General features: G+C 70.8%; 27 protein-coding genes. 16 read left to right on the top strand and 11 right to left on the bottom strand.

All coding sequences use genetic code 11. From position 1 onward, the window contains the following. The first annotated feature begins 9 nt into the window (after positions 1-9). Both H4W81_RS00850 and H4W81_RS00845 read left to right on the top strand, forming a co-directional pair. On the top strand, positions 10-255 hold the full coding sequence (locus tag H4W81_RS00850) for a hypothetical protein (RefSeq protein WP_192773031.1): 246 nt from the start codon (positions 10-12) through the stop codon (positions 253-255). Next, positions 249-1,211, top strand: coding sequence for a helix-turn-helix domain-containing protein (locus tag H4W81_RS00845; protein ID WP_192773030.1), 963 nt, complete (start codon positions 249-251; stop codon positions 1,209-1,211). Before H4W81_RS00850 ends, H4W81_RS00845 begins: the two co-directional genes overlap by 7 nt. 3 nt (positions 1,212-1,214) lie before the next feature. Here the strand turns inward: H4W81_RS00845 and H4W81_RS00840 are convergent, their stop codons facing one another. Continuing rightward, the gene (locus H4W81_RS00840) at positions 1,215-4,727 is read right to left on the bottom strand and encodes a S8 family peptidase (protein ID WP_192773029.1); all 3,513 of its coding nucleotides are present in this window, start codon (positions 4,725-4,727) and stop codon (positions 1,215-1,217) included. 536 nt (positions 4,728-5,263) lie between these two features. Here H4W81_RS00840 and H4W81_RS00835 point away from each other — a divergent pair. Beyond that, positions 5,264-5,875: an HAD family hydrolase gene (locus H4W81_RS00835; protein ID WP_192773028.1), complete on the top strand. Its 612-nt coding sequence runs from the start codon at positions 5,264-5,266 to the stop codon at positions 5,873-5,875. Between the two features lie 96 nt (positions 5,876-5,971). On the opposite strand, the gene H4W81_RS00830 is transcribed toward H4W81_RS00835, so the two are convergent. Then, on the bottom strand, positions 5,972-6,484 hold the full coding sequence (locus H4W81_RS00830; protein WP_225958375.1) for a hypothetical protein: 513 nt from the start codon (positions 6,482-6,484) through the stop codon (positions 5,972-5,974). A gap of 233 nt (positions 6,485-6,717) precedes the next feature. Here H4W81_RS00830 and H4W81_RS00825 point away from each other — a divergent pair, with 233 nt between their 5' ends. Beyond that, on the top strand, positions 6,718-8,223 hold the full coding sequence (locus H4W81_RS00825; RefSeq protein WP_192773027.1) for a serine/threonine protein kinase: 1,506 nt from the start codon (positions 6,718-6,720) through the stop codon (positions 8,221-8,223). Between the two features lie 27 nt (positions 8,224-8,250). On the opposite strand, the gene H4W81_RS00820 is transcribed toward H4W81_RS00825, so the two are convergent. Beyond that, on the bottom strand, positions 8,251-8,556 hold the full coding sequence (locus H4W81_RS00820) for a helix-turn-helix domain-containing protein (protein WP_225958374.1): 306 nt from the start codon (positions 8,554-8,556) through the stop codon (positions 8,251-8,253). Positions 8,557-8,679: 123 nt separating this feature from the next. After that, on the bottom strand, positions 8,680-9,759 hold the full coding sequence (locus H4W81_RS00815) for a C45 family autoproteolytic acyltransferase/hydrolase (protein WP_192773025.1): 1,080 nt from the start codon (positions 9,757-9,759) through the stop codon (positions 8,680-8,682). A gap of 215 nt (positions 9,760-9,974) precedes the next feature. Between H4W81_RS00815 and H4W81_RS00810 the strand changes: the two genes are divergently transcribed. The 6 genes from H4W81_RS00810 to H4W81_RS00785 all read left to right on the top strand — a co-directional run bounded on the left by H4W81_RS00810 (position 9,975) and on the right by H4W81_RS00785 (position 13,625). Further along, positions 9,975-10,295, top strand: coding sequence for a CocE/NonD family hydrolase C-terminal non-catalytic domain-containing protein (locus H4W81_RS00810; protein ID WP_192773024.1), 321 nt, complete (start codon positions 9,975-9,977; stop codon positions 10,293-10,295). Continuing rightward, the gene (locus H4W81_RS00805) at positions 10,285-10,458 is read left to right on the top strand and encodes a hypothetical protein (protein ID WP_192773023.1); all 174 of its coding nucleotides are present in this window, start codon (positions 10,285-10,287) and stop codon (positions 10,456-10,458) included. Before H4W81_RS00810 ends, H4W81_RS00805 begins: the two co-directional genes overlap by 11 nt. A 39-nt stretch (positions 10,459-10,497) precedes the next feature. Next, positions 10,498-10,950, top strand: a complete 453-nt coding sequence (locus H4W81_RS00800; RefSeq protein ID WP_192773022.1) for a DUF3237 domain-containing protein — start codon at positions 10,498-10,500, stop codon at positions 10,948-10,950. 229 nt (positions 10,951-11,179) lie between these two features. Beyond that, on the top strand, positions 11,180-11,485 hold the full coding sequence (locus tag H4W81_RS00795) for a hypothetical protein (protein WP_192773021.1): 306 nt from the start codon (positions 11,180-11,182) through the stop codon (positions 11,483-11,485). Next, complete coding sequence (locus H4W81_RS00790; RefSeq protein ID WP_318781441.1) at positions 11,482-12,618, top strand: bifunctional WXG100 family type VII secretion target/C40 family peptidase; 1,137 nt, start codon at positions 11,482-11,484, stop codon at positions 12,616-12,618. The genes H4W81_RS00795 and H4W81_RS00790 overlap by 4 nt, the downstream gene beginning before the upstream one ends. Before the next feature lie 323 nt (positions 12,619-12,941). Further along, entirely contained in the window at positions 12,942-13,625 is a 684-nt protein-coding gene (locus tag H4W81_RS00785) for an alpha/beta fold hydrolase (RefSeq protein ID WP_192773020.1), read from the top strand. Positions 13,626-14,213: 588 nt separating this feature from the next. Here H4W81_RS00785 and H4W81_RS00780 read toward each other — a convergent pair. Then, positions 14,214-15,101: an NAD(P)-dependent oxidoreductase gene (locus tag H4W81_RS00780; RefSeq protein WP_192773019.1), complete on the bottom strand. Its 888-nt coding sequence runs from the start codon at positions 15,099-15,101 to the stop codon at positions 14,214-14,216. A gap of 48 nt (positions 15,102-15,149) precedes the next feature. Between H4W81_RS00780 and H4W81_RS00775 the strand changes: the two genes are divergently transcribed. Then, complete coding sequence (locus H4W81_RS00775; protein ID WP_192780526.1) at positions 15,150-15,500, top strand: winged helix-turn-helix transcriptional regulator; 351 nt, start codon at positions 15,150-15,152, stop codon at positions 15,498-15,500. Positions 15,501-15,670: 170 nt separating this feature from the next. On the opposite strand, the gene H4W81_RS00770 is transcribed toward H4W81_RS00775, so the two are convergent. The 3 genes from H4W81_RS00770 to H4W81_RS00760 all read right to left on the bottom strand — a co-directional run bounded on the left by H4W81_RS00770 (position 15,671) and on the right by H4W81_RS00760 (position 17,241). Next, positions 15,671-16,462, bottom strand: coding sequence for a discoidin domain-containing protein (locus H4W81_RS00770; protein ID WP_192773018.1), 792 nt, complete (start codon positions 16,460-16,462; stop codon positions 15,671-15,673). 252 nt (positions 16,463-16,714) lie between these two features. Beyond that, a complete protein-coding gene (locus H4W81_RS00765) occupies positions 16,715-17,020 on the bottom strand; it encodes a glycosyl hydrolase 2 galactose-binding domain-containing protein (protein ID WP_192773017.1) in 306 nt (101 codons plus the stop codon). A gap of 17 nt (positions 17,021-17,037) precedes the next feature. Further along, positions 17,038-17,241 (bottom strand): hypothetical protein, encoded by a 204-nt coding sequence (locus H4W81_RS00760; protein ID WP_192773016.1) that lies wholly within the window; start codon positions 17,239-17,241, stop codon positions 17,038-17,040. A 267-nt stretch (positions 17,242-17,508) separates the two neighbouring features. Between H4W81_RS00760 and H4W81_RS46510 the strand changes: the two genes are divergently transcribed. Beyond that, a complete protein-coding gene (locus H4W81_RS46510; RefSeq protein ID WP_318781440.1) occupies positions 17,509-17,994 on the top strand; it encodes an anthrone oxygenase family protein in 486 nt (161 codons plus the stop codon). Positions 17,995-18,025: 31 nt separating this feature from the next. Further along, on the top strand, positions 18,026-19,285 hold the full coding sequence (locus tag H4W81_RS00750) for an SGNH/GDSL hydrolase family protein (protein ID WP_192773014.1): 1,260 nt from the start codon (positions 18,026-18,028) through the stop codon (positions 19,283-19,285). Between the two features lie 617 nt (positions 19,286-19,902). On the opposite strand, the gene H4W81_RS00745 is transcribed toward H4W81_RS00750, so the two are convergent. Continuing rightward, positions 19,903-20,094, bottom strand: coding sequence for a hypothetical protein (locus H4W81_RS00745; RefSeq protein WP_192773013.1), 192 nt, complete (start codon positions 20,092-20,094; stop codon positions 19,903-19,905). 296 nt (positions 20,095-20,390) lie between these two features. On the opposite strand from H4W81_RS00745, the gene H4W81_RS00740 reads away from it, so the two are divergent. The 3 genes from H4W81_RS00740 (at position 20,391) to H4W81_RS00730 (ending at position 21,968) form a co-directional block, all read left to right on the top strand. After that, the gene (locus tag H4W81_RS00740) at positions 20,391-20,825 is read left to right on the top strand and encodes an Hsp20/alpha crystallin family protein (protein ID WP_192773012.1); all 435 of its coding nucleotides are present in this window, start codon (positions 20,391-20,393) and stop codon (positions 20,823-20,825) included. Between the two features lie 77 nt (positions 20,826-20,902). Then, positions 20,903-21,211 (top strand): MerR family transcriptional regulator, encoded by a 309-nt coding sequence (locus H4W81_RS00735; protein WP_192773011.1) that lies wholly within the window; start codon positions 20,903-20,905, stop codon positions 21,209-21,211. A gap of 313 nt (positions 21,212-21,524) precedes the next feature. Then, on the top strand, positions 21,525-21,968 hold the full coding sequence (locus H4W81_RS00730) for an STAS domain-containing protein (RefSeq protein WP_225958373.1): 444 nt from the start codon (positions 21,525-21,527) through the stop codon (positions 21,966-21,968). Between the two features lie 96 nt (positions 21,969-22,064). On the opposite strand, the gene H4W81_RS00725 is transcribed toward H4W81_RS00730, so the two are convergent. Next, positions 22,065-23,207, bottom strand: coding sequence for a serine hydrolase domain-containing protein (locus tag H4W81_RS00725; protein WP_192773009.1), 1,143 nt, complete (start codon positions 23,205-23,207; stop codon positions 22,065-22,067). Positions 23,208-23,332: 125 nt separating this feature from the next. After that, entirely contained in the window at positions 23,333-23,842 is a 510-nt protein-coding gene (locus H4W81_RS00720; RefSeq protein WP_225958372.1) for a COG4315 family predicted lipoprotein, read from the bottom strand. Positions 23,843-23,853: the final 11 nt, after the last annotated feature.

The raw sequence follows: 23,853 nt of genomic DNA, 5'->3' as shown, positions 1-23,853 counted from the left end.
GGCCCGGACGTGGTTCCCGACTGGGTCGCCGACATGGACCGCCCGGACCTGCCCGTCCCGATGCCGCCCGACAGCGACTCCCGGCGATTCGAGGAGCGGAGCCTGGCCGGACCTCGGCGGCCGGGCGTGGCCGAGCAGTTGGAGCACGAGGCCAGGGTGCCGGTCGGCGACTGCGTGCCGTCCGGCCAGGGCGGCGAGAACCACGGGCGACTCGACTCGGAGATCCTCGACCGGATCTCCCGAATGACGTGCTGAGCGCCGCAGGGCTGAGCGCCGAGGAGGAGGCCGCCTACCGGCTCCTGGTCAGAACCGCCGGGGTCGAGCCCGCCGAGCTGGCAGAAGAGCTCGGCGTCGACAGCGAGGCGGCACGGCGGGCGCTCGGCTCCCTGCTCGCCAAGGGTCTGGCACGAGCCGTACCAGGAGAGCCCGACAGGTTCGCCGCCGTCGCGCCCGACGTGGCGCTCGCGGCCCGGCTGCACCGGCGGCAGGAGGAGGTGGACCGGGCCAGGCAGGCCGTGGAGCAGCTCACAGCGGAGTATCTTGCCCATTCGCGGCGCCGCGAGGCCGCCCGGCTGATCGAGGTGATCACCAGCAGGACGGCGCTGCGCGAGCAGTTGCGCCTGCTGCAGGACAACGCCCGCCATGAGGTCGTCAGCCTCTGCCGGGCCGGGCACGTGGCGATGACCTCGCAGGAGAACACCGAGGAGCTGGCCGCGCTGCGACGCGGGGTGGGCTACCGCGTCCTGTACGAGCGCGCCCTGCTGGAGGAGCCGGGCATGCTGGTCAACCTCGCCGACGGGATCGAGCTGGGTGAGCAGGCGCGTGCCCTGCCCACCCTGCCGGTACGGATGATCATCGCGGACGGCGAGCTGGGCGTGCTCCCGCTGATCCAGCACACCGGCGGGCTGACCCAGCTCACCGCGGCGCTGATCAGGCCGAGCAGCCTGCTCGACGCGCTCAAGGCACTGTTCGAGAGCCTCTGGGAGCGGGCCACCCCCATCAGTCTCACGACGCCGGGCAGCCCGCTCGACTCCGACCACCTCTACCTGCTGTCGCTGCTGGTGGCGGGCGTGCCTGACAAGTCGATCGCCACGCAGCTGAAGGTGTCGCAGCGGACCGTCCAGCGCCGGATCACCCACCTGATGGAGCAGGCCGGCGCCCAGACCAGAATGCAGCTGGCCTGGCACGCCGCCCGCGAGAACTGGCTGTGACGGTCAGTACGCCCTGATCACCGTCTGCCTGACCTGGTTGCCGCCGGAATCGGTGGCGGTGACGCGCAGCGACGGATGCGGACGCAGGGCGACCGCGCTGTAGCGACCGTCGCCGAGCGAGAGAACCGGCTGCCTGCGCCAGGTCGCGCCGTCGTCGTAGGACAGCTCCAGCCGCAGGTCCTTGGCGGTCAGCCCGCTCACGCCCTTCTGGTGCCGTACGGCGAAGCCGAGCAGGCCGGGCCGCACGTCGTAGTCGATCTGCAGCAGCGGCAGCACCTGCTGGCCCTGCTTCGACCTGAACGTCCAGGCCGTCTCGGTCGCGATCGCCGTCGTCCACTCCTCGGAGGTGCGCGTGGTGGACAGCTCGAGCCGGTACTCGGCCTCCTCCGGCACGGCGGGGAAGGCGCCCCACGCGGCGTCGCGTTCCTCCACGAGCGTGCCGTCCCTCAGGAACCTGGCCGAGGCGCTGTCGTTGTCGACCCCCGCGCGAGAGACGTGGCCGGAGGCGTCGACGAACTCGGGGACGCGGATCTCCAGGGTGTCACCCGTGCGGATGGAGGGTGCCAGCCAGTCGGGGATGGCCGGCCGTACGACGGGCGCGTGCCAGCTCTCGCTGACCCGCTGACCGGGCTGGTAGGTGCGGGGCGGCTCGGTCAGCCCGTCCTGCAACCGGTTCATGTCATCCCAGGTGAACTGGTGGTTGACGATGTGCTGCCAGAAGGAGCCGTCCGCGCTGACGTACTCGGCCCGCCGCGACGGCGTCTTCACGATCCGCTGCGTCTCCATCTGGTTGCCCAGGGAGTAGGCCTGCCAGGGCCGCCAGCCGAACCGCTGCTCCTTGGCCCATGCGAACCCGCCCGTGTCCTGATATTTCGTATCCACCCGCGCGGTGTTGCGGTTGCTCACCTCGTGCAGGATCGTGTCCGGCACGTGCCCGCCGGAGACCTGCATGACGTCATAAAGGTACGGCGACGCCATCGTCCCGCTGATGTCCAGCAGGGCGTGCCCCTTCCTCACCCGTTCGAGCAGCCGCTGCCCGTGATCGTTGGCGATCAGCAGGACCGGGATGGGCAGCGACACGTTGACCGGGTTCCAGCCACGCCCGAGCGCGTCGTCGGGAGTCATCACGATGATCGCGGCGACCGCGCCCGCCTTCACCGCCGCCTCGGCGGCGTCTTCCCACTGCACGGACGGGTCGCTCATGACGGCGACCTTGCCGCGAGCGTTGCCCGCCCCCTCCGTGAGCCGCCAGAGGTGTCGGCCTTCCACGCCGGGCGAGCCGCCCAGGAAGCCCATCGGGTACGGGGAACCCGCCACTCGCGCGGTGATCTTCGGAGCGACCAGCTGCCAGCGGGAGGCGAACTCGAACGTGCCCTCGCTGACCGGCCGCGTCGGGGAGACGTTGAGCCCCTCGACGACGTCGAAGTTCATGACGCCCTGGGAGATCTTGCGCGAGCCGAAGGCGCGGTGGGTGAAGTAGGTGAAGATGCCCACCTGCTCCACCGGCTCGCTCACCTTGACGGTGACGGGGCTGGTCTTGCGGTAGTCGAGGACCACCTCCAGGTCGCGGTCGACCTTGAGCTCCGGAATGACGACGAGCCCGTCGCGCGGGTGCATGCGGCCCCAGCCACTCGCCAGGTTGATCGCCTGCGTCATGTACGTGCCCTCGGAGACCTCCACGGTCAGTCCCTGCTCGGGCACCCAGGTGAAGACGTCGTCCTGCTGCGACGCGCCGTACATCGACAGGGTGTCGGTGCTGGTGGGCCTGCCCGCCGCGTCCACGGCGGTGAAACGGACGGTGTGCTGGGGCCCCTTCCAGGTCAGTGCCAGCGTGGTGTGCACGCTCTCCGTTCCCGCGGTGGCGATGACCTGCCCGCCGTACCTGCCGAAGGACAGCTTGGCCAAGTCCACGCGGACCTGGACCTCGGCGGTGCCACCGGCCGCGACCGTGACGTTCCGCGCGCTGAGCGCGGCGCCTTCAAGAGTGCTGGAGAGCTCCAGCGTGACCGGCGCGGCCGTGCCGTTGGTGTAGGTGATCACGCCCTCGGCCGTGCCCGTCCCCTCACCCTTCTGGTGACTGCCGAGGTTGACCACGCCCGTGGCGGTCACGCCCTGGCGCAGGGCGCGCGCCACGTCGAGCCGGCCCGCGCCCGCGTCGTCGACCTGCTGGCCGGCCACCGTCCTGGCCGAGCCCACCAGGGCGTCCTTGATCTGCCCCGCCGTCCACTCCGGATGGCGCTGCTTGAGGATCGCGGCGGCCCCCGCCACGTGCGGAGTGGCCATGGAGGTGCCCGACGCGGCCGTGTAGTGCTCGTCGACGGGCTGCCCCATGCCGGTGCCCGTCGCCCTGGCCGCGACGATGCCCACACCCGGCGCCGTGAGGTCCGGCTTGGGCGCGTCGTCCAGGCGCGGACCCCTGCTGGAGAAGTCCGCGATGGCGTCCTTGCCGTCCACGGCGCCGACGGTCAGCGCGGACGTGGCCGCTCCCGGGCTGCCCACGGAGTAGGCCGCGCCGTCGTTGCCCGCCGCGACCACGAAGAGCGCGCCGGTCCGCTCGGTGAGATTGTCGACGGCGACACTGAGCGGGTCGGTGCCATCGGTGACGTCACCGCCGAGGCTCATGTTGATCACCGATGCGCCCTCGGCGGCGGCCCATTCCATGCCCTCGATGACGCCGGACAGGGTGCCGGACCCGTCGTCGCCGAGCACCTTGCCGATGATCAGCTCCGCGCCCGGGGCGACGCCCTTCTTTCCTGCTCCGCCCGCGATGGTGGCTGCCACGTGGGTGCCGTGCCCGTGGGCGTCGTTCACGCTCTCGTCGCCGGTGAACACCTTGGTCTGCTTCACCCGGCCCACGAGATCCCGGTGGGCCGCGTCCACTCCTGTGTCGAGGACGGCGACCTTGACGCCCTTGCCGTCGAACCCGGCCTGCCACGCCTCAGGCGCGCCCACCTGCGGCACGCTGTGATCGAGCGAGACCTTGACCTTGGCGTCGAGCCAGATCTTCGCCACACCCTGGGCCAGGCTCGCCCGCTCCTCGTCCAGAGACTTCCACAGCCGGCCTATCGTCTTCTTGTCCGCCGAGACGGCCCGCCCGTTGACGCTCTCCAGCTCCAGCGCGGCCGCGGTCCCGGTGGCCGTGGCGTCGTAGACGAACAGCAGCGGCAGCCGGTCCGTCGTCGCGTCGTCGTAGCCCTGCTCGATCAGGTCGGTGACGGAGAACAGGCTCGGATCCAGCCGCTTGGCCGCCAGGTAGGGCACCATGTCGGCCGGCAGGACCCGCAGCTCGCCATCCTCCTCGGTGGTGTGGAAGCCCATCCGGTCGCGGCCGGGCCCCGGCTTCACCTCTACCGCGCGCCTGCCCCGCTCCACCTCCCTGACGGTCACCACGTCACCGGTGATCAAGGTGACGCGGTGGACACCGGAAGCGGCGGACGGCGCGGCCGCGGGCAACGGGGGGCTCAGCAGGGCGGCGGCGGACACTCCTACCGCCGCCACATGTGCGGACCAGTGCATGGGGGCAAACCTCTCGGCTCAACAACTAGTGATCACGAGAGTGGGTGCCGGCGGCCCCTGCCCGCCAGCACTCAGACCTGCCGTTTGTCTGCCATGTCGTTAAAACGACAGATCCCGGCAAACGCCACGCTTGCGATTCGCCAGATGCGCACGAGTTGGGTCCTGACAGGCAGCCGCGCCTGTCGTGCCGTCGCGATCGCGGCGGCACGGTGCCCAGCACCAGCACGGCTGGGACGAACATCCAGGGCTCCCACGCCCGCTTGCCGGCGCCTGGGGCGAACAACCGTGTGAACCAGATGATGGCGAGCACCAGCCAGTACAGCGCCAGTGCCACTGCCCAGTAGGTGAGGCCGGGAGTGCTCGCCTCGAGGAGCGTCAGGAGCGAGGCAAGTCCGATGGCCCCGGTGAAAAGCAGGGTGCGGGGGTCGCGAGTCAAGCGCATAGGGTGATCTTGCCCGATACACGGCGACATGGACGGGAATCCTCGGCCGTAAGCTGGGGCGGGCCCTTGTGTCCCCCGTTGCCGGAAGACGCCCATGCTCGACTCACCGCTCCATCCCGCCCCGCCGTACGCTGCGCTGATCTTCGACTGCGACGGCACCCTCATCGACACGACCGCTGCCAACGAGAGCGCCTGGCGTACCGCACTGGCGGAGTGGGACGTCGAACTCGACCCCGGGTGGTACCGCGCCCGCACCGGCCTGCCCGCCGACGCCCTGATGGCCGAGCTGACGGCGGAGACAGGGCGGAGGTTCGACCGCGCCGCCGTGCGCGCCGCCGCGCTCGACGCCTACAGCCGGCTGGTCGGAACCGTGGAGCCGCACGCGCCCGTGGTGGCCGTCGCCAGGGCACACCACGGGCGGGTGCCGCTGGCGGTGGCGTCGGGCGGCTCGCGGCGGGGGGTGGAGGAGAGTCTGCGGGCCACCGGTCTGCGCCCGCTGTTCGACGCGGTCGTCACCCGCGACGACGTGCGGTACGGCAAGCCCTCTCCTGACGTCTACCTGCTCGCCGCCGAGCGGCTGGAGGTCGACCCCGTCGGCTGCGTGGCCTACGAGGACACCGATGAGGGGGCCGCCGCCGCGCTTGCCGCAGGCATGCGGGTCATCGACGTACGGCCGGCGCTCGGCCTGACCACGACCACCAGGTGACGGTCGCCGGCACCGGCTGCGCCAGGCCGCCCGGCGGCCGGCGGACGGTCAGCCGGGGGCTCACCACGGAGCGCCGAGCGCTGCCGCTCGGGACGATCAGCGCGGCCCGGCCTGCCGAACCGCCTTGTACGCGTCGCGCAGCAGGCTCGGCGCCAACCGCCGGTGAATGGCGGACAGCGGTGTCCAGACGCGTGCCGCCGTCGGCCGGTCGTAGCGCACGGCCGTGGCCAGCGACACCTGTTCGTCTTCGACGAGGATGACGAGATGGCCGGTGAGCATCCAGGAGCGGGCCTCGAGCCTGATCCAGTCACCACCGCGATCAGCGATCTTCCATCCCGCCACGCGTGACGGCCGCCGCTGGAGACGCAGGCCGAGCAGTACCCGCCAGACGAACTGCCCCTGGAGGGCCGCGGCGTCTTCGAACGCCGCGCGGGCCCACTGCTCCGGCGTCCTGGCCGAGGCATCACTCGTCACGAGCGTGAAGACGTCGACGTAGTCGGAGTCGGCGATCGCGCTGAGCCCGCGGATCGCCTCGGGAACGTCGTGCTGCTGGAAGACGGGCAGCACGGACTCGTTCTTCACCGAGCCGGTTCCTGGGTTGGCCTTCATTTCCCTGCCTCCTTCTCGAGCGAGCGCCATCGTGGCGGCACCTAAGACGGAATCTAACATACGTACATGCATGTACCTAAGTCCCTGCAGGTAACCGCACCTCGTGGACATCCGCCAAGGCCAACAGCCCTGACCAGCAGGGGTGATCTCGGCCAGGACCGAATGTCGTGATGGGCCGTGAGCGGCCAAGGGTCTTGGTACGATCTTGGCCGACTTGACTGACTGGAGGCTTTGTGCCCGAGTTGATGGCTCTGCTCCATGACGACCCCAGTACGGCCGGGCCGTACCGTCTTGAGGGCCGGCTCGGGACGGGTGGGCAGGGCGCTGTGTACGCGGGCCGCGGCCCCAACGGCGTGCTCGTGGCGGTCAAGCTGCTGCATCCGCACCTGATCGCCGACAACGAGGCGCGCGTCCGCTTCCTGCGCGAGGTCGGGACGGCCAAGCGGGTCGCGCCGTTCTGCACGGCGCAGATGCTCGACTCCGGCTTCGCCGGCGCCAGGCCGTACATCGTCAGTGAGTTCGTGGACGGGCCCTCCCTGCAGGAATCGGTCAGGGACGGCGGGCCGCGCGGGGCGGCGGCGTTGCAGCGGCTGGCCGTCAACACCGCGACGGCGCTGGCGGCGATCCACGCGGCCGGGGTGGTGCACAGGGACTTCAAGCCGGGCAACGTGCTGCTCGGCCCCGACGGCCCGGTAGTGATCGACTTCGGGATCGCCAGAGCCCTCGACCTCAGCCAGTCGGTCGTCACCAGCCAGCCGATCGGCAGCCCCGCCTACATGGCGCCCGAGCAGATCGCGGGCGGCGAGATCGGGCCGGCCGTCGACCTGTTCGCCTGGGCCGCGACCATGGCCTACGCGGCCACCGGCCGGCGGGCCTTCGGCGGGGACACCATCCCCGCCACCTTGCACGCGGTCCTGCGGAACGAACCCGACCTGGGTCAGCTGGAGGGGCGGTTCCGGCGGCTGCTGCAGGAGTGCCTGTCCAAGGATCCGGCTCGCCGGCCCACCGCCGCCCAGGTGGTCGAACGGCTCCGCGTGCTGCCCGCCCCCGCCTGGCAGGCCGGCCCGGCTCGGCGACCCGTCAGCCGGCGGGTGCTCGCCGGGGTCTCGGTGGCCGCGGCGCTGCTCACCACCGCCGGGGTCGGCTTGTACGCCCTGTCGCCCGCCACCGCCCAGCAGCAGGCGGCGGCGGGACCGACGCCGACCGCGTCCGTCTCGGCGCCGGCGTCCTCGCCCATGATCTCGAACACCCCGACGCCGAGCGTCACCAAGAGCAAGCAGTCCGCTACGGCGGCGCCGGGCAAGAAGGCCAACCCCGTCCAGAGCCCCGCGGCGCCCCAGACCAGGGCGCCCCGCAAGACCACGACCTCGACGCGCGACCCGGATCCGGCGCCGAGCAGGAAGCCCACCACCGTGTCCAAGACGATGGCCGGGTCGACGCCCAAGCCCAAGCCGACGTACAAGTCGACGCCCAAGCCGCCCTCCGGCGAGGAGCCCACCGGCCGGCCGGCTCCCGCGCCCTCCACGGGCACGGTCTCCTGGAACGACGGCCACGCGTACTGCAAGGAGCAGGGATACACCATGGCGTCTGGAAACTGGATGGACATGCGGTGCTTCCAGTCGGACCTGGTGCTCAACCCGACGCTCCTGTGCCGGTGGAAGTACCCGGCCTACGCCAACGCGGTGGGAGAGCAGCCGGCCAACGGGTTCACCCCGGAGGCCACCTGCAGACTGTCCTGACAGTGTGACGCGGCCGCCGCCCGGCCGTCAGCCGGTGAGCAGTCGCCACGCGGCGAGGGCGAGCCTGGCGCGCACCAGCCCGGCCGGTTCGGTGAGGCAGCCGCCGAGGCTCGTCCCGATCTGTTCGAGCCGGCGGGCGACGGTGCTGTGGTGCAGGTGCAGGAGGTCGGCGGCGTCGCGGGGCGCCTCCGCCAGCAGGGCCAGCGCCCCCAGGTCCGCGTAACGGACGACCGGCTCGCGCGGGCTGGTGAAGCGGAGGGCGAGCCGGTCCAGCAGCAGTGCGTCGAACGGGCCCGGCAGGCCTGGCTGCTTCCATGGCGCCGATCGTCGCATGAACCGGGCGAACTGACCGCCACATGGCGGAGGATTCATCCGGTGGCCGCCCGCGAGCATGACGGCATGGAGACCGAGGACCGCGTGGTGCCAGGCGAGCCGGAACGTCGGCCGCCGTTCATGTCAGGCCACGAGTGTCCGCCACGGCTGGTCGCGGGCGTCGAGCGGTGAGCCTTCGGCGATTCGCGCCGACCGGCCGGCGGGTTCGAGCATGATCGTGGAGAGGGTCGCCCAGCGCTGACCGAGCGGCAGTGTCATGTCCGGCACGCAGCACAGCCCGGGCTCCCCCGGGTCGGAGTAGAGGAAGCCGAGCAGACCGGACGCGCTTCGCGGTGCCGGACGGCGCGCGAAGCGGGAGGCCACCAGGTCGTAACGCTCCCCCGAATCCGGCTGGTAGAGCTCCTTCTTCTCGCCCGCGCGGGGCACCGGGGAGAGGAAGTGGTTGGTGCGGATGACGGTCCCGTCGACCGGCTCGACGACGAACACCCCGACAGGGGTGACGTCGGTGGTGACGGCCGACTCCCGGTCGAAGAGGGTGAACGAGCTCGACGCGCTGATCGGCGCCGACCGCACGAGGTCGAGCGCCTCCGCGACCGATCCGGCCTCCTCGAGCACGGTCGCGGCGAGGAGATGCACGGGAACGCCGCCGACGCCGTCCTCGCGATGCCCGAGGATGTTGAAGTGCAGCGCGAGCCCGGCACTGTTGACGCCGACCTTGCCGAGGATGCCGTGCTCCGTGATCCCGACCAGGTCGTACCGGCCGCCGCGTACCTCGTGCGTGTGCCAGTACGGCGCGAGCTCCACGTGCCAGTCCCAGGTCTGCGCGCCGAACGTGCGCGGCCCGCTCGCGCCGGGCTCGAGGCGCCGGACAATGGTCGAGCACTCGCCTGGACGGCCCGCGCCGCTCTGCGCGAGGATCTCGGTGCGCGCGTTGAGCGCCGACACCTGCCACAGGTCGAGCCCGGCGCCCGCGGCGACGCCGTCCAGCTCCTCCCGCACGCGCGGGCGGAACGCGCCGATCACGTCCGCCGTGCGGAGCGCGTCTTCGCGAACGCGATCCTCGGTCAGACCGGCCAGGCGGAAGAGCTCGGAGTAGAGCTCGAGCCCGCCGGGGAGGGTGTTGCGAAGCTGCTCGCCGCGTTCCTTGCCGCGCTCGAAGGGCGCGGTGGCGCTCACGGCGATGTGGAGCCTTTCGGTGTTCATCTCTTCCTTCATAGTGCTTTCGTCGAGATGGTGTGCTGCACGCGGCCGTCGACGACCGTGGCGATCACGGGATTCGCGGCCTGCCGTTCGGGGGTGAGCCTCAGCGGATTCTCGCCGAAGATCGTGAAGTCGGCCTCGTAGCCCGGGGTGACGCGGCCCGGGTCGCGGCCCGGCCGGCGGCGATGGCGGCGTGCGTGGTGAGGCCCTCGTAGGCCATGCGGGCCGTCGACCGCTCGGACCTGCGCTCCATCGGGCGGCGCGAGGACGTGCTCCGCTTCACCGGGCCCGCCACCCCCGAGGACACCGACCTGGTCGGCGCCGTGACCCTGCTGCTGCGCCTGTCGGCCCCCGCCGGAGCGAACGTCCACGCCCGGCTGCTCGACCTGGCGCCCGACGGCAGCGCGTTCCTCATCGCCAAGGGCCAGCTGCGGCTCGACGCGCCCCTGTCCGGGGCGGGAGCCGTCGTAGACCTGCAGAGCGTCGCCTACCGGCTGCGCGCCCCACATCGCCTCGCGGCTCGACATCATGAGCAGTGACTTCCTGGACTTCGTCACCGAAGCCCCCGCCGGAGCCGATCCATGGACGAGCCCGCCCGGCGAGCCGGCCACCAGAGCGATCGCCGTGGGCGGCTCCCCGTCCTCGTGCCTGCGCATCGGCAGGTGGCAGCCCGAACAGCTCCGGCAGGCACGCGGCAACTGAGCCGCCCCAAGGATTCCGCACCTTCACAAGGAGATCACCATGTCCGACGCCCCCGCCCTGACCTTCGCCTTCGAGATCCGCGCGCACCTCTCCCCCACCCTGCACGTCGGACACGGAGACGGCGAGAAAACCGAGTTCACCCCCATCATCGGCGGCACGGTCGACGGCCCGTGGCTGCGCGGGGTCGTCCTGCCCGGCGGCGGCGACTGGTCGAACACGCGCGGCCGGGTCTGCGAACTCGACGCCCGCTACCTCCTCCAAACGGAGGACGGCGCGGTCATCGACGTCGTCAACCGGGGGTACTACCACGAAGGCGGGCCGAGCCCCGACCAGTACGACGGCGACCTCCAGGTGTCCAAGGCCGGCGTGTACTACCGCACCTCGCCTGCCTTCCGGCCCGCGCATCGGTGGCTCGCCGAAACCGTCTTCGTCGGTCTCGCCCGCGAGGCGGAGACCGGTGTCGTCGCCATCCGCATGTACGCCGTGGCCTGACCACTCGCCGGTGGCACGGGCACACTCGGACGTCTCGTCACGCCGCTCCTGCTCGACGCCGGCCGCACCGTGCGGGCGCTCAGCGGGCGCAGCCACCGGCCGGCCGGCGCTCCCAGCGGGGGGCGTCCTGCCGGACGGGACGGTCGGGCGAACCCAGCCGATAAATGACCAAGAGTGTTAGATTGTCGGGGCGAAATGATGTTGGTGTGACACGAGAGGCGTGACTCGCGTGGCAGGGTTCGAGATCTACTTTGACGCGCTCGAAGAGTGCGCGACCAAGGCCAAGTTAGTCGCGAACCAGTTCAAGGGCATGGCCGACGAGACTCCCGCGAGCGTCGGCACCACCTGTTTCGGTGATCTCGAGGGCTTCTCCGACAAGCTCGTCAAGGCCGTCAACGCCCTCGAGGCGAAGATCGACGCCGAGACACGCCACGCCGATCAGAACCTGACCAAGGTCGAGGCGGCCCTCCATCAGGTCGTCGCCAACGTCCGCAAGGCCGACCTCCCCGTCGTTCCCCGGACGGAGCGGGCGTGAGTGATATCTGGGACCGATACCTCAGCCCGATCCAGCGCGTCATCGACGACCTGAGCGGCGACCAGGCCGAGATCTCGAAGATCTCGAAGCGCTGGCGGGCGCTGGCCACCGACATCACCACGGAGACCGGTGCCATCAGACGCGCGGTCAACACGGTGAACAACGCGTGGAACGGCCGCGCCGCCGAAGACTTCGCCACCTACATGGCCCAGTACCCCACGTCCGGTACGGCACTGAGCAACGCCCTGACCAGCTGCGCCGGCAAGCTGGACGACGCCGGGACCGCGCTGGAAACGGCCAAGGGGCAGGTTCAAGCCCTCTACCGCGAGAAACGCGCCTGGCTGGACGAGCAGCGCAACGACCCCGACACCACCACGATCTCCATGACGAGCATCAGGTCCCAGGTGTCCGATGCCCTCGCGCGGGCCAAGGTGCCGACAGGCCAGGCGACCGAGGCCCTCAAGCAGGCGACCGACGAGATCGACAAGTACCTCGGCGATAAGTTCTTCACCAGCATCCTCGCTCCCGGCGACCGGGGCTTCTTCCCGGGCAACAACCCCGCGATGCGCTGGGTCCCCGACCCCGACTTCCAGCCCCGCACCACGAAGACCCAGCTGGCGTCCTACACCGGGAACGGCGCGCCGACCGGCGGCAACGGGTACGGCACGTACGGGTCAGGCGGCGGTGCCGGGGGTGGTGGCGGCGGCGGTGCGGGCGCACCCTCGCTCGCCGTCCCGCCGAACGCCCACAGCCTGGCGCCCAACCCCCGCGCCCAGGCGGTCATCGACTACGCCCTCAAGCAGATCGGCGACCCGTACATATGGGGGGCGACAGGGCCGAGTTCCTTCGACTGCTCCGGGCTGACGTTGCGCGCGTACGAATCGGCGGGGACCACCATCCCCCGTGTCGCCCACGACCAGTGGATGAGCGGACCGCGCATTCCCGACGGCAATGCGCAGGCAGGCGACCTCGTCTTCTTCGACAACAACGGTGACGGCACCGCTGATCACGTGGGCATCGTGCTCGACCCCAAGGAGGGCACGATGATCCACGCGCCCAGGACGGGCTCCCATGTCAAGATCGCCGAGTACGGTGGCACCCCCATAGGCTTCACCCGGCCGGGAATGAGATGACCATGGCACCCGGCCGCGTCATCGTGGCCAGGTGGTAATGGCCGCGCGGCATCTGCACGGCGAGGATGCGCCGGGCGAGAGCAGGCCGCCCAGCCGTCCTGCCCGGGGGCCCAGAGCGGCCGACACGGCCGTTTGATCGTTGAGCGTCCGGGCGGCGTTCACCCCGGTCTCTCCAGACCGTGCGGACCCGCCTCGACCTGGCCGGTCGGGGGTATGTCGTGGCTCTGGCCTACGATCGGGACGTGGCACCCCGTGCCGAGCCGCCGGCTGTCTCAGCAGAGCAGTGGGTCGCCCCCGCACCGCCCCGGACAAGGAATTGAGAGATGGCCGCAATCGTGTTCTTGCATGCGTTCGGGTCCAGTGGCCGCGCATGGCAGCCGCAGATCCTCCAACTCGGCGACAGGCATCGCGCGCTGGCCCCTGATCTACCCGGTCACGGCGCGACGCCTGGGCCGTTCTCGCTGGAGCGGGCGGTCGCGTCCGTGCGTGAGCTGATCCAGGACGAGCCCGAGCCCGTCCACCTCGTGGCCATCTCCGGGTCGGTCATCGTGGCGCTCCTGACCGCGCTCGCCGAGCCGGACCGGGTCGCGGGGCTGATCTTGTCAGGGGGCACGGCACGCGGCCGGCGCGGCGACGCCGTACAACGGGTGATGATGCGGCTCATGCCGGAGGGGATGATCGTGAACATCCTCAAGGGCATGTACTCCGGGGGCAAGGCCGAGCATCTGGACCAGGCCGTCCAGGACCTGCGCCGCGCGGGGAAGGCCACCGTGCTCACCGGACTGGCGGAGCTGGGCAGGCTCGATCTGAGCGACAGGCTCGGCGAGATCAAGGCGCCGACGCTCGTGCTCAACGGGGCCAAGGACAAGGCCAACCTGTCACACGCCGAGGAGATCGCCGGGGGCATCGCAGGCGCCACGCTCCGGGTGGTCCCGGAAGCCGGTCACATCTGGAACCTCGAGCAGCCTGACCTGTTCACCCGCACGGTCGTCGAGTTCGTCGGCTGAGGCCTCAGGCGTCGGCGCCCAGGCCGTGTGGCTATCGCTCTCCTCGTGGTCCCAGGAACAGGCCGCCGTTCACCTCCTGCCGGGCTGAGAGCCAACGGCCCTGCCGGACGGCCACGTGCAAGGTTGTTCAAGCAATCGCGGAACGCGGGGTGCCACACTCCGACCGCCCCTTCATGCCGGCCTCCCCAGCGACTGCGCCCCAAGGAGATCCCGATGAACAGCACCGCGACTCCATGCCGGACGCGCCATGCAGCGATGCGACGTCAGGGAGGCGACTGCAAGGACGCCCTTCAGGAACATCGTCGCCTTCGTCACACAGGGCGTGAGTTCGTTCGGGCTGAGCGTGGTGGGCAACGTCTTCAATGACTGGACCCATCTCGGGTTGCCCTCGTTCGACAGCGTGCGCATAACCAGCGACCCCGGGCCCGACAATCGCGAGTGGTAGCGATACCGTTCCGGAGCGATCTCGGGTGTGGCCACAGCTGCGGATGGCCGCACCCGAGGTCGGCCTCAGACGAGGCCGGTTTCACCCCCCACAACCTCGGCGCTCCGACAGAACCCGGGGCGCGCGTGCTGAGGGCCGCCTCCTCAGCGGGGGTTCAGGATCTCGGTGACCCGCATGAACCCGTCTGTCTCGTGACCCAGTCCGATGGCGCGGCGCGCCAGGCCTTCGGCCGCACGCATCACGCCCGCGTCGATGCCGTGAGCCTCGGAGGTGTGGACGATGTGGGCCATGGACGACACCGCCGACGTGATCGGGTTGCCCTCCCCGGAGAAGGTACCGCTGTCCACGTCCTCAGCCATCTCCTCGAAGATCGGCGGAAGGATCGCGCCGATGCCCTTGGCGAACGGCGCCAGCTCCCGCGCGGTGACGCCTTCCGCTCTCGCCACGGCCAGTGCGTGCGCGTAGCCGGCCATCGCGGTCCAGAAGATGTCGAGCAGTGCGATGTCGTATGCGGCCGCCCGGCCGATGTCCGTGCCGAGGTGGGTGTGGGTGCCGCCCAGGGCGTCCAGCACCGGGCGGTGCTCCTGGTAGAGCTCCTCGGGCCCGCTGTGGAGGAATACCGCGGCCGGTGTTCCGATGGTGGTGGTCGGCGTCATGATCGCGCCGTCCAGGTACCCGATGCCGTGCTCGGCCGCCCAGGCGGCGAGGTCCCGGGCCCGGTCGGGGGTGTCGGCGGTCAGGTTCACGACCGTGCGCCCCTTGAGCGCGTCGGTGACCGCGTCGCGCCGCACGATGGCGTCCGCGGCGTCGTAGTTCACCACGCAGATCACGGTCAACCCGCCGGCGGCGACCGCCGCTTCGGGCGAGGGGGCGGCGATCGCGCCCCGCTCGACCAGCTCCCGATCCTTGCCCGGTGTCCGGTTCCAGACCGTGGTCCGCACGCCGGCGTCCAGGAAGGCGCCGGCCAGAGCCCGGCCCATCGGCCCCAGGCCGAGCACGGTGACGGCAGACTGTTCGGTGTGCGAGGTCATGCCTCAACTCCTCAATAAAATCAGCAATGAGCTACGAATGGGGTGAAGATGACGCGCAGCCGAGCCCAGGACCCGAATGTGTGCGGAGTCACCGCCGCGATCGCCGTGATCGACGGCAAGTGGAAGACCACGCTGCTCTGGATGCTGGAAGCCGGTCCGCATCGCCCGGGCGAGCTGCGCCGGCGGCTGCCGGGCCTCAGCGAGAAGGTGCTGACTCAGACGCTCCGCGAGATGGAGGCCGACGGACTGGTGCACAGGGAGGTGCACGATGTGCTGCCACTGAAGACCGTGTACTCCCTGACCCCGTTCGGCCGCGAACTCTCAGAGGCGTTGGGGCCCCTTTCCGACTGGGGCCATCGCCGTCTGGAGAAGCTGGCCGCGTCCCGCTCGGTCTCCTGACACACCGCCGACCTCCCCTTCTCCCCTGGATCCGACGGCCCTCGGACCGCCCACGACCAAGCTTCGGGCCGCCCCGGCCTGCCGACAAGTACCCACAAAAAGGTGGCTACCGCCGGCAGCACGGGGCGTGAACAGCAAGCTGAACGGCGGGGCCGCCTACGCGGTGCCGATCAAGGGGCGGTCGTGGCGATCTCGTAGAGGGCGAGGTTGCCCCACTGGAGGTTCGCCTTGTGCACGGTCAGGCGCAGCTTCTGCGTGGTGACCGGCTTGGGCAGGGTGACGGTGCTGGTCTCGACCTTCGCACTGCTCTCCCGCCAGTCGATCAGGTGGTGGGCGACCTGCGGCACCCAGGCCGAGCCGTCCCAGGTCTCCAGCGACACATCGGTGATCCCCTGGCCCTTGGCCCAGGCGGTGTGCAGAGTGACCGTGGCGATCTGCCGCGCGTTGCCGTAGTCCACGACGAACTCGCCGGGGAAGGTCACCCCGCCGGCCGCCGAGGCCCAGGGGCTGGCCGGGTCGCCGTCCGTCAGGGCGTTTCCGCCGCTGTGTCCGTCGCTGTGCCCGGTGCGGCCCGGCGCGTTCGGCTCGGGCCGGTACGGGCCGTCGAAGGCGGTCACCGTCACCCGCCGCAGCGTGCCGCGCAGCCCGCTGATGACGATCTCCGCCCCGTCGACGGCGATCCCCTCGGCGGCCGCCTCTCCGCCGTGCTCCCGGACGAGCAGCAACTCGCCCTCCGCCGTACCCGCCTCGGGCAGGAAGACGGCTCGGACGGCCACGCCCCGCTCCTCGGGCACCACCGGAAGGCGCACCCCGTGCGCCGGGTCGGCCAGCAGCAGGCCCCGGCACGGATGGATCGCCTCCAGCCCGGTGATGCGGACGAGCAGGCCGCGTTCACCGGTGGCCGGGGTGTACTCGGTGGACGTGGTGAAGCTCCCGGCGAAGGCGATGTCGAGCACAAGCACACAAGCTCCCCGTCGATCGGGACTGGTCACGGTGGTCCCCGTCAGCTGCCGTTGACGCAGCGCAGCGCGCCGCCACCTCCGCCTGCTCGCCCTGCCGGCCGTGGACGGCGATGCTGAGGCGGTCGCCGGGGAGCAGCGTGGTCAGTCCGGTGTCGGTGCCGGCCCGCGGGTGGAGCCGGTCGGCATGCAGGTAGAGGTCGCGGATCAGGGCGTGGGCCGTGACGGTGACCTCGCAGCCGGTCTCGGTGGGGGTCACGCGCAGGCATCTCCCAGCCGGATCTCGGCCACCGTGTCCAGGCCGTCGAAGACGAGGTCGGTCCGCTCGTAGGAGTCGTCCAGCTCCGGCAGCCGCGTCTCGTACCGCCAGTCGGTCCGTCCCACCCAGGCGACCTTCAGCTCGTTGTCGTCCAGGAACGGATCCGGCAACCGCCCCGCCGCCATCAGATCGGTGTGCACGCACCCCGGCACCTGGGCGGCCACCAAGGTCCCGGCCGGCAGCGGACTGGGTGAATCCGCGCGGACGGTCCACCCGTCGGCCAGCGGAATCGACAACGACACGATGTCTCCTCTTCGGATCAATGAGCGACGCGCGAGCGCGCCGAGAACGGGCGCCCGGCCAGCGCCCACTCCGGCCGCGGCGCGATGCCCAGGGCGAACAGCACGTGCGCGTGCACGTCGGCCTGCTCCAGCGCGGCGGGCGGGTCGCCGGGCACGCCGGGTCCCGACGCGGCAATCCACGCGGTGCGCTCCGGCTCGCTCTCCCCGCCGTGCCCACCCACCCCATGGCGGCTCGGTGCCGGAGGCGGACAGCGCATTGGCCCGGTCTCCCCGGCGGTAGTCCCGCCGAACCTGCGCCCCCTGGCGTAAGGAAACCGTGCGCCCCTTGGCGTACGGGACGGACACCCGTGCGCCCCCTGGCGTACGGGAAAACAGATGCCCGTGCGCCTCCTGACGTAGCAGAAGAGGGCACGTACGGAGGACGATCATCGATCGCCGGAGCGACGACGATTCTCCCGTTACCCCCTTCCCTTTCAGGAGACCTCATCGTGCTGCGGCCAGTTGTCCAAGCGTGCGCGCTGCTGTCCACGGGCCTGCTCTCGGGGGCCTTCGGCTACGGAGCCGTGAACGTGGCCTACGCGTTCAGGGTCGTGCCCCTCGACGTGCGCTTCACCTTCCATACGGCGCTGATGCAGGTCAACGGGGTCGTCATGCAGACGACGATGGCGTTGGCGATCCTCACCTCGATCGTGCTCGCCGTCGTTTCGCGCCGGCTTCCCCGGCTGCTGGCCGCGGGCGCGGCGGTGCTGGCGCTGACCTCGTTCCTGGTCACCCGGTTCGGCAACGTCCCCATCAACGGCCTGATCAAGCGGTGGGCCGTCGGGCCCGTCCCCGCGGACCACGCGGCGATCCTGCAGCGATGGGAGATGTTCCACGTCGTGCGGACCAGCGCCGCCTTCGTCGCGTTCGTCCTCGTCGTCGTGGTGGTCGTCGCGGGTGATCGGCTCCTGAAGTCGAGGGTTCCCGCCGTATGACACCCCGCCTTCCCCTGTCAGGAGACACCCCATGAACGCCGTACCACGACGGCTGCCGTCCCTTCTCGCCCTCACGTTCGCCACGCTCCTGGCCGGCTCGGGGACGGCGGTCGCGCAGATCCCGGCGCCGGCGCGGGCCTGGACCGCCACCTGGACCGCGTCGCCCCAGCGCCCCGGCGCGAACTTCACGCCCAACTGGTCCGAGCAGGGCTTCTCCGACCAGACGATCCGCCAGGTGGTCCGCGTCAGCGCCGGCGGCGCGCTGGCCAGGATCCGGCTGTCCAACGTCTACGGCACCGCTCCGCTGAAGGTCGCCGGCGCCACCATCGCCCGTACCGCGCGCGGCGCCGCCGTACAGCCGGCCTCGCTGCGGCAGCTCACCGTCAAGCGGGCCCGGGCGTTCACCATCCCCGCCGGCGCCGAACTCGCCACCGACCCCGTGAAGCTGGGCCTGGCCGATCTCGACTCCGTGACGGTCACGCTCTACCTCGCCGCGCCGACCGGTCCCGCGACCTATCACGCGCAGGCCATGGCGGCCAGTTACCGGGCCGCCGGGGACCACCGCGCCGACAGCGGGGCCGGCGCCTTCGACCAGACCTCGCTGTCCTGGTACTACCTGAGCGGGGTGGACGTCATCGGCAGCGCCTCCCGCCCGGGCGCCGTGGTCGCCTTCGGCGACTCCCTCACCGACGGGTACGGCTCCAGCCCGGGCGCCGACAACCGCTACCCCGACGAGCTGGCCGAGCGACTGGCCGCGACCGGCCGGCCGCGCGCCGTGCTGAACCAGGGCATCGGCGGCAACCGGGTGACGGTCGACTCGACGTGGCTCGGCGACAAGGCGACGTCCCGCTTCCGGCGTGACGTCCTGGGCCAGCCCGGCGTGCGGTCGGTCATCATCCTGGAGGGCATCAACGACATCGGGATGAGCGAGGCCCCCTCCCCCATCGGCGCGCCGCCCACGGACGTCTCCGCCGAGGAGATCATCGAGGGGCACCGCGAGCTGATCCGTCAGGCGCACGCCAAGGGCGTGCGGGCCATCGGCGCCACGATCCCGCCGATGAAGGGCTCGCGCTACCACACGGCCCGCAGCGAGGCCAAGCGCGATGCGGTCAACGCCTGGATCCGCACGTCCGGCGCGTACGACGCGGTGGTCGATCTGGATCGCACCCTCGCCGCGCCTGACGACGAGGACCGGCTCGATCCCGCCTACGACTCCGGCGACCATCTGCACCTGAACGACGCCGGCTACCGCGCGATGGCCCACGCCGTCGACCCCGCCGACCTGGGGTGAATCTTCGTACGGCAGGTCAGCCTGCGGCATGCTCGCCGTTCACGGCTCGTCGTTCCCTGCGATCGCGCCGCGGCCTGCAGGGTCGCCCGACCGTTCCAGGGGCAGCGGCCGGCGCCGTTGCCTGGAAGAGGCCGGCGGGGAGGAGGGAGCTCCGGCCCGCCGGCCTGGTGACATGAGGTTGTGAGCGAGGTATGGGTAGATCTTCGGGTGTGTTCGCTCCCCCCTTTCTGTCCCGCGCGTGAGTTCCCCTTCGAGGTCATGTCGGGCTCGGAGGTGCGCGTCCACGCCGGATGCGTGGCGGCTTCACCAGCGGGACCCCGTCCGGCGTCCGCTTCTGGCACCAGGTGTGGAGAGGTCGGCCGGATGGCCAGGAGGGCGGGGTCCGAGGAGGGGCAGGTGGCCCGGGGCGGGCGGGGGGCGGCCCATAGCTCGCCGCGATCAGGGCGTCGAACGTGTCGCGCAGCCACTGGTCGTCGGCGCAGATCAGCTCTGCGAACTCGCCGTCCACGCGCCGCGTGGCCAGGTCCTGCATCTCGATCCCTCCCCGGAAACCTTTGGTAGCGCCGCCAGGTCATCGACCGATACAGTTTTTCTATACCCGCTACTGCAGAAATCTGTCAACCCCTTCTCCATGTGAGCGACCACCGCATCAGGAAGTGATCACGCCGGTTGGACAGCTCGACGACACCACCGGCCAGGCCGCCCAGCTGCTCGGCGCACAGCAGGCGTTCCTGCGCCGCCTGGACGCCGCAGGCGCGGTGCGGCCGGACCGCTCGGCCGGCGGGCAGCGCCGCTACGGCCGCCGACAATTGCCGTTCGTGATCCGCACCCGGGAGCTGTTCGGCATCCCCTGGCTTCCGCCTTGCTTCACTGGAGGTCGAACCGGCAGTGGCTCGCGCGCGCCTCGACCGGCCCAGGGAGCGGCACACCGCCTGGAGGCCGCCCCGGACGCGGCGGCGGCGAACGCCCGCCGGAGGATCGGCACCCGAAGAGTTGACATCTCGAAACGGAGGATACCTATAATCTGAGTTAGAGGTTTCCTCTTGTAGCAGGACAGGCATTCCGGGTGCCACCGGCTCCCGGAGATCTTCGGAGGTGAAGCACGATGCTGCTGACGTCGATCGACCCGTTCGTACAGGAGTTCGAGCGTCAGTTCGACCGGCTGACCCGCCAGGCCGCCGCCGAGGGCGGCGGAGCGGTGATGCCCATGGACGGAATCCGCCGCGCCGATGACGTGGTGCTGCGGTTCGACCTGCCGGGTATCGACCCCGACTCCATCGAGGTCACCGTCGACCGAGGGGTGCTGTCGGTGACAGCGCGCCGCGAGGAGGAGTACGGCGAGGACGAACGCGTCTTCGTCCGCGAACGGGTGATGGGCGCCTTCACCCGCCGCATCTACCTCTCCGAGCACCTCGACAGCGACAAGATCGACGCCGGGTACCACAACGGCGTTCTCACCGTGCGTATCCCGGTGACGGAGCGGGCCAAGCCTCGCAAGGTGGAGATCAGCCGCGGCGAGAACAAAGCCATCAACGCCTGACCCGCCGGCGGGGGCGGGCCATGGCGCGAGCTTCGCGCATGGTCCCGTGGCCCGCCCCCGCCACTCGGAGGCCGCCCATGACACTGCCCTTCGACGACGACCACGCCCCGCTGTACTCGCTCGGCCAGGTCGCCGACATGCTGCGGGTCCAGCACGCGTTCCTACGCCGTCTGGACCAGCACAACGTGGTCAGCCCGAGCCGGTCGCCCGGCGGACAGCGACGCTACTCCCGCCGGGACATCATGACCGTGCAACACGTGACCCGGATGACCGATGAGGGCATGACCCTCATCGCCATCCGCCGCATCCTCGAACTGGAGCAGGAAGTCAGGCAGCTGCGACACGAGCTGGAGCGGGCCCGCGCCCACCCGCCCCAACCGCAGTAGCGGGCCGCGTGTCGAAGTGACCGCCGCGTGTCACGAGAGACCGCAAGGAAGAGGTAACACAGGAGGTACCCATGGACAGGAAGTGGGTCCGCTGGCAGGACTGGGTGGGCCGAAGCCGCGTGGACCGCGTGGATCGCCGGCGCCGTGGCCGTCGTCGCCGGACTCTGGGTCGCCCTGCCACAGGCACGGGGACACAGGTCCGTGCACGCCTGATACCCGATCCCCCGTGATCTCGGGCCGGCCGGCCCGAGATCACGGGGGCCTCTTTTCACCTCGCAGAACCATCAGCCCCGAGAAGCGACCAGGAACCCCGATGACTGCGAAGATATGGATGTCGAGATCGGCACAGACCCTCCAGGCCGCGGTCACCGGTGACCTCGACCTCGTCAGCCACGGCCGGCTGCAGGGCTGGCTGAAGGACGCGCTGAACCGGCATCAGCCGCGACAGCTCACCCTGGATCTGTCCGGGGTGACCTTCATCGACTGTTACGGGCTCCGTCTCCTCATCTGGGCCGACAACCAGATGCGCGAACGCGGCGGCCGCCTGGTGCTCAAGGAGCCCAGCCGGCCCGTGCTGAGGCTGCTCGCCGTGCTCGAGCTCGACTCCCACCTCCACATCCAGGCACAACCCGACCCTTCTCGTGATCGGCTCGACGCCAACCCGCACCCCCGGAATCCGCCGAGTACGGCCGGCGCCTCGGTGACCGTGCGCCGGCGCCGCCCTGTCGAGCAGCGGCGGTACGCCGTGTCCGGCTGACCCCGGTGACGTTGCCGAGAGCGCCTGGCCCGAAGGGATCGCGCCCGAGAAGCACGTCCGGCCGGATGTGGAGGCAGACGCGACCCATCCCCCTGCCTACGCAGATGGTGGTCCAGCCGCCGGCGACTTGGGGCAGAGCACCGCTTCGGCCGTCCGGGTGATGGCTCTGAGAACGGTGAGGGACTGCTCGAGGTTCAGGGTGGTGGAGACGGCGAACTGGCGGCGGCCATCGGGCGAGGTGAAGGTCGCGGCGGTGAAGCCGGGCGCGCCGCCGTTGCTCGGCTGTGCCAGCGCGCCGCCGCACGGGGGTGCGGGCGGTTGCGGTGCGCCCTCCGGCGGGTCGGTGATCACCCGTTGCAGCGCCGGCGGCAGCAGCCTGCCCCGGACGAACGCGCTTCGGAAGGCGCTCATGTCATGCGCAGTGGAGATCACCCCACCGGCCCCGTGTCCGTAGCTGGCGTTCAGCCGGTCCATGTCGCGCGGCCTGCCGTCGGGGCCCGGGGCGTAGCCGTGCCCGTGCGGGCCCTTGATCCCCTCGGGGGGTTCGCTGGGCAGGTAGGTGCGGTTCATCCCCAGAGGAGCGAAAAGACGCCGGGTGAACTCGGCGGCCAGCGTCCGGCCGGTCAGCTTCTCGATGATCAGGCCGAGGAGGGTGTAGTTGGTGCTGGAGTAGGAGAACTTCTCTCCCGGCTCCTGCGTCCTGGGTTGGCCGCGTGAGATCTTCACCAGGTCGAGGGGGCGGTAGTAGGTCGTGGTGTCGAAGATGTCGATGAGGTCGAGCCTGAACCACTCGGGGATGCCGGAGGTGTGCCGGATCAGCTGCCGTACGGTGATCTCGCCGGCCCGCTCCACCAGGTCCTTCTCGACCACCTCAGGCAGCACGTCGCCGAGCTTGTCCTCCAGGCCGATCCTGCCCTCGTCGACCAGTTGCAGCAGCACCGTGGCCGTCATCGCCTTGGTCTGTGACCCGACGCGGTAGCGGGCGTCGGACGGGATCCGCCCGCCCTTGCCGTCGAGCAGACGGGAGCCGGCCGAACCCCGGCCGACGCGCCTGCCGTCGACGTACACCTCTCCGATGGCGCCCACCACTCCGTCGGTCTTCGCCAGGGCCTCCAGCGCCTGTTGCACATCACCCGGCGCGGGCGGGCGGGGCGGGGCGGCAGCGGCGGGTACGGCGCCGCCGAGCATCAGCGTCGCGCAGGCCAGAGCGGCGACACGAGCCGCAGTCGCACGATTCACAGCAGTGATCCCTTCGTCGGGGGAACGCGTGGGGAGCACCTGTCCGAGCAGGTACGCCCCATCGCGTCGACGATTGAGGATCTTCGTGTGGCGGGTGCTAACTCGTCGTCAAGGCGGTGCCCGTCCTAACCGGACGCCTTCTTGCCCGCCGGGGTGAGCGCGTACCACTCGGCGCCGAACCCCTCGATGTCGTGTCCGGTGGTGTCACCCGGGTTCTTGTCGTTCTGGTAGTAGTACAGCGGCCACTTGCCGTAGACGACCTGCTTGGACCCGTCGTCGCGCGTCGTGGTGGAGAGCAGGTCGGCCTTTGCCCCTTCACCGGCCTCGGGCTTGCCCGTGGTGAGGTAGGGCGGCCATGCCTTCGCGCACGCGTCGTAGCAGTCCGACTTCCGGTCCTTGTCCTTCTCGAACAGGTAGAGCGTGCGCCCCTCGGCGTCGACCAGGATCTTGCCGAGCTTCGTGTCGCCGACCTTGACTTCCGCGCGCCCGGCGGGGGTGCCGTTGCCGGTCTCGCCGGGCGTCATGGGGGCAGGTGTGGTGGGTGGGGTGGCGCCCTCGGTGCGGTCGCCGCCACACCCGGTGGTCGCGACGAGAGCGGCGATCGTTACCGACAGTGCGGCCAGTGCTTTCCTCATGCTCTCGGCCT

It is taken from the genome of Nonomuraea africana, from assembly GCF_014873535.1.
GTDB lineage: Bacteria > Actinomycetota > Actinomycetes > Streptosporangiales > Streptosporangiaceae > Nonomuraea > Nonomuraea africana.
Note: the sequence above shows the minus strand (reverse complement) of the source record. Positions and strands in the feature narration are given on the sequence as shown.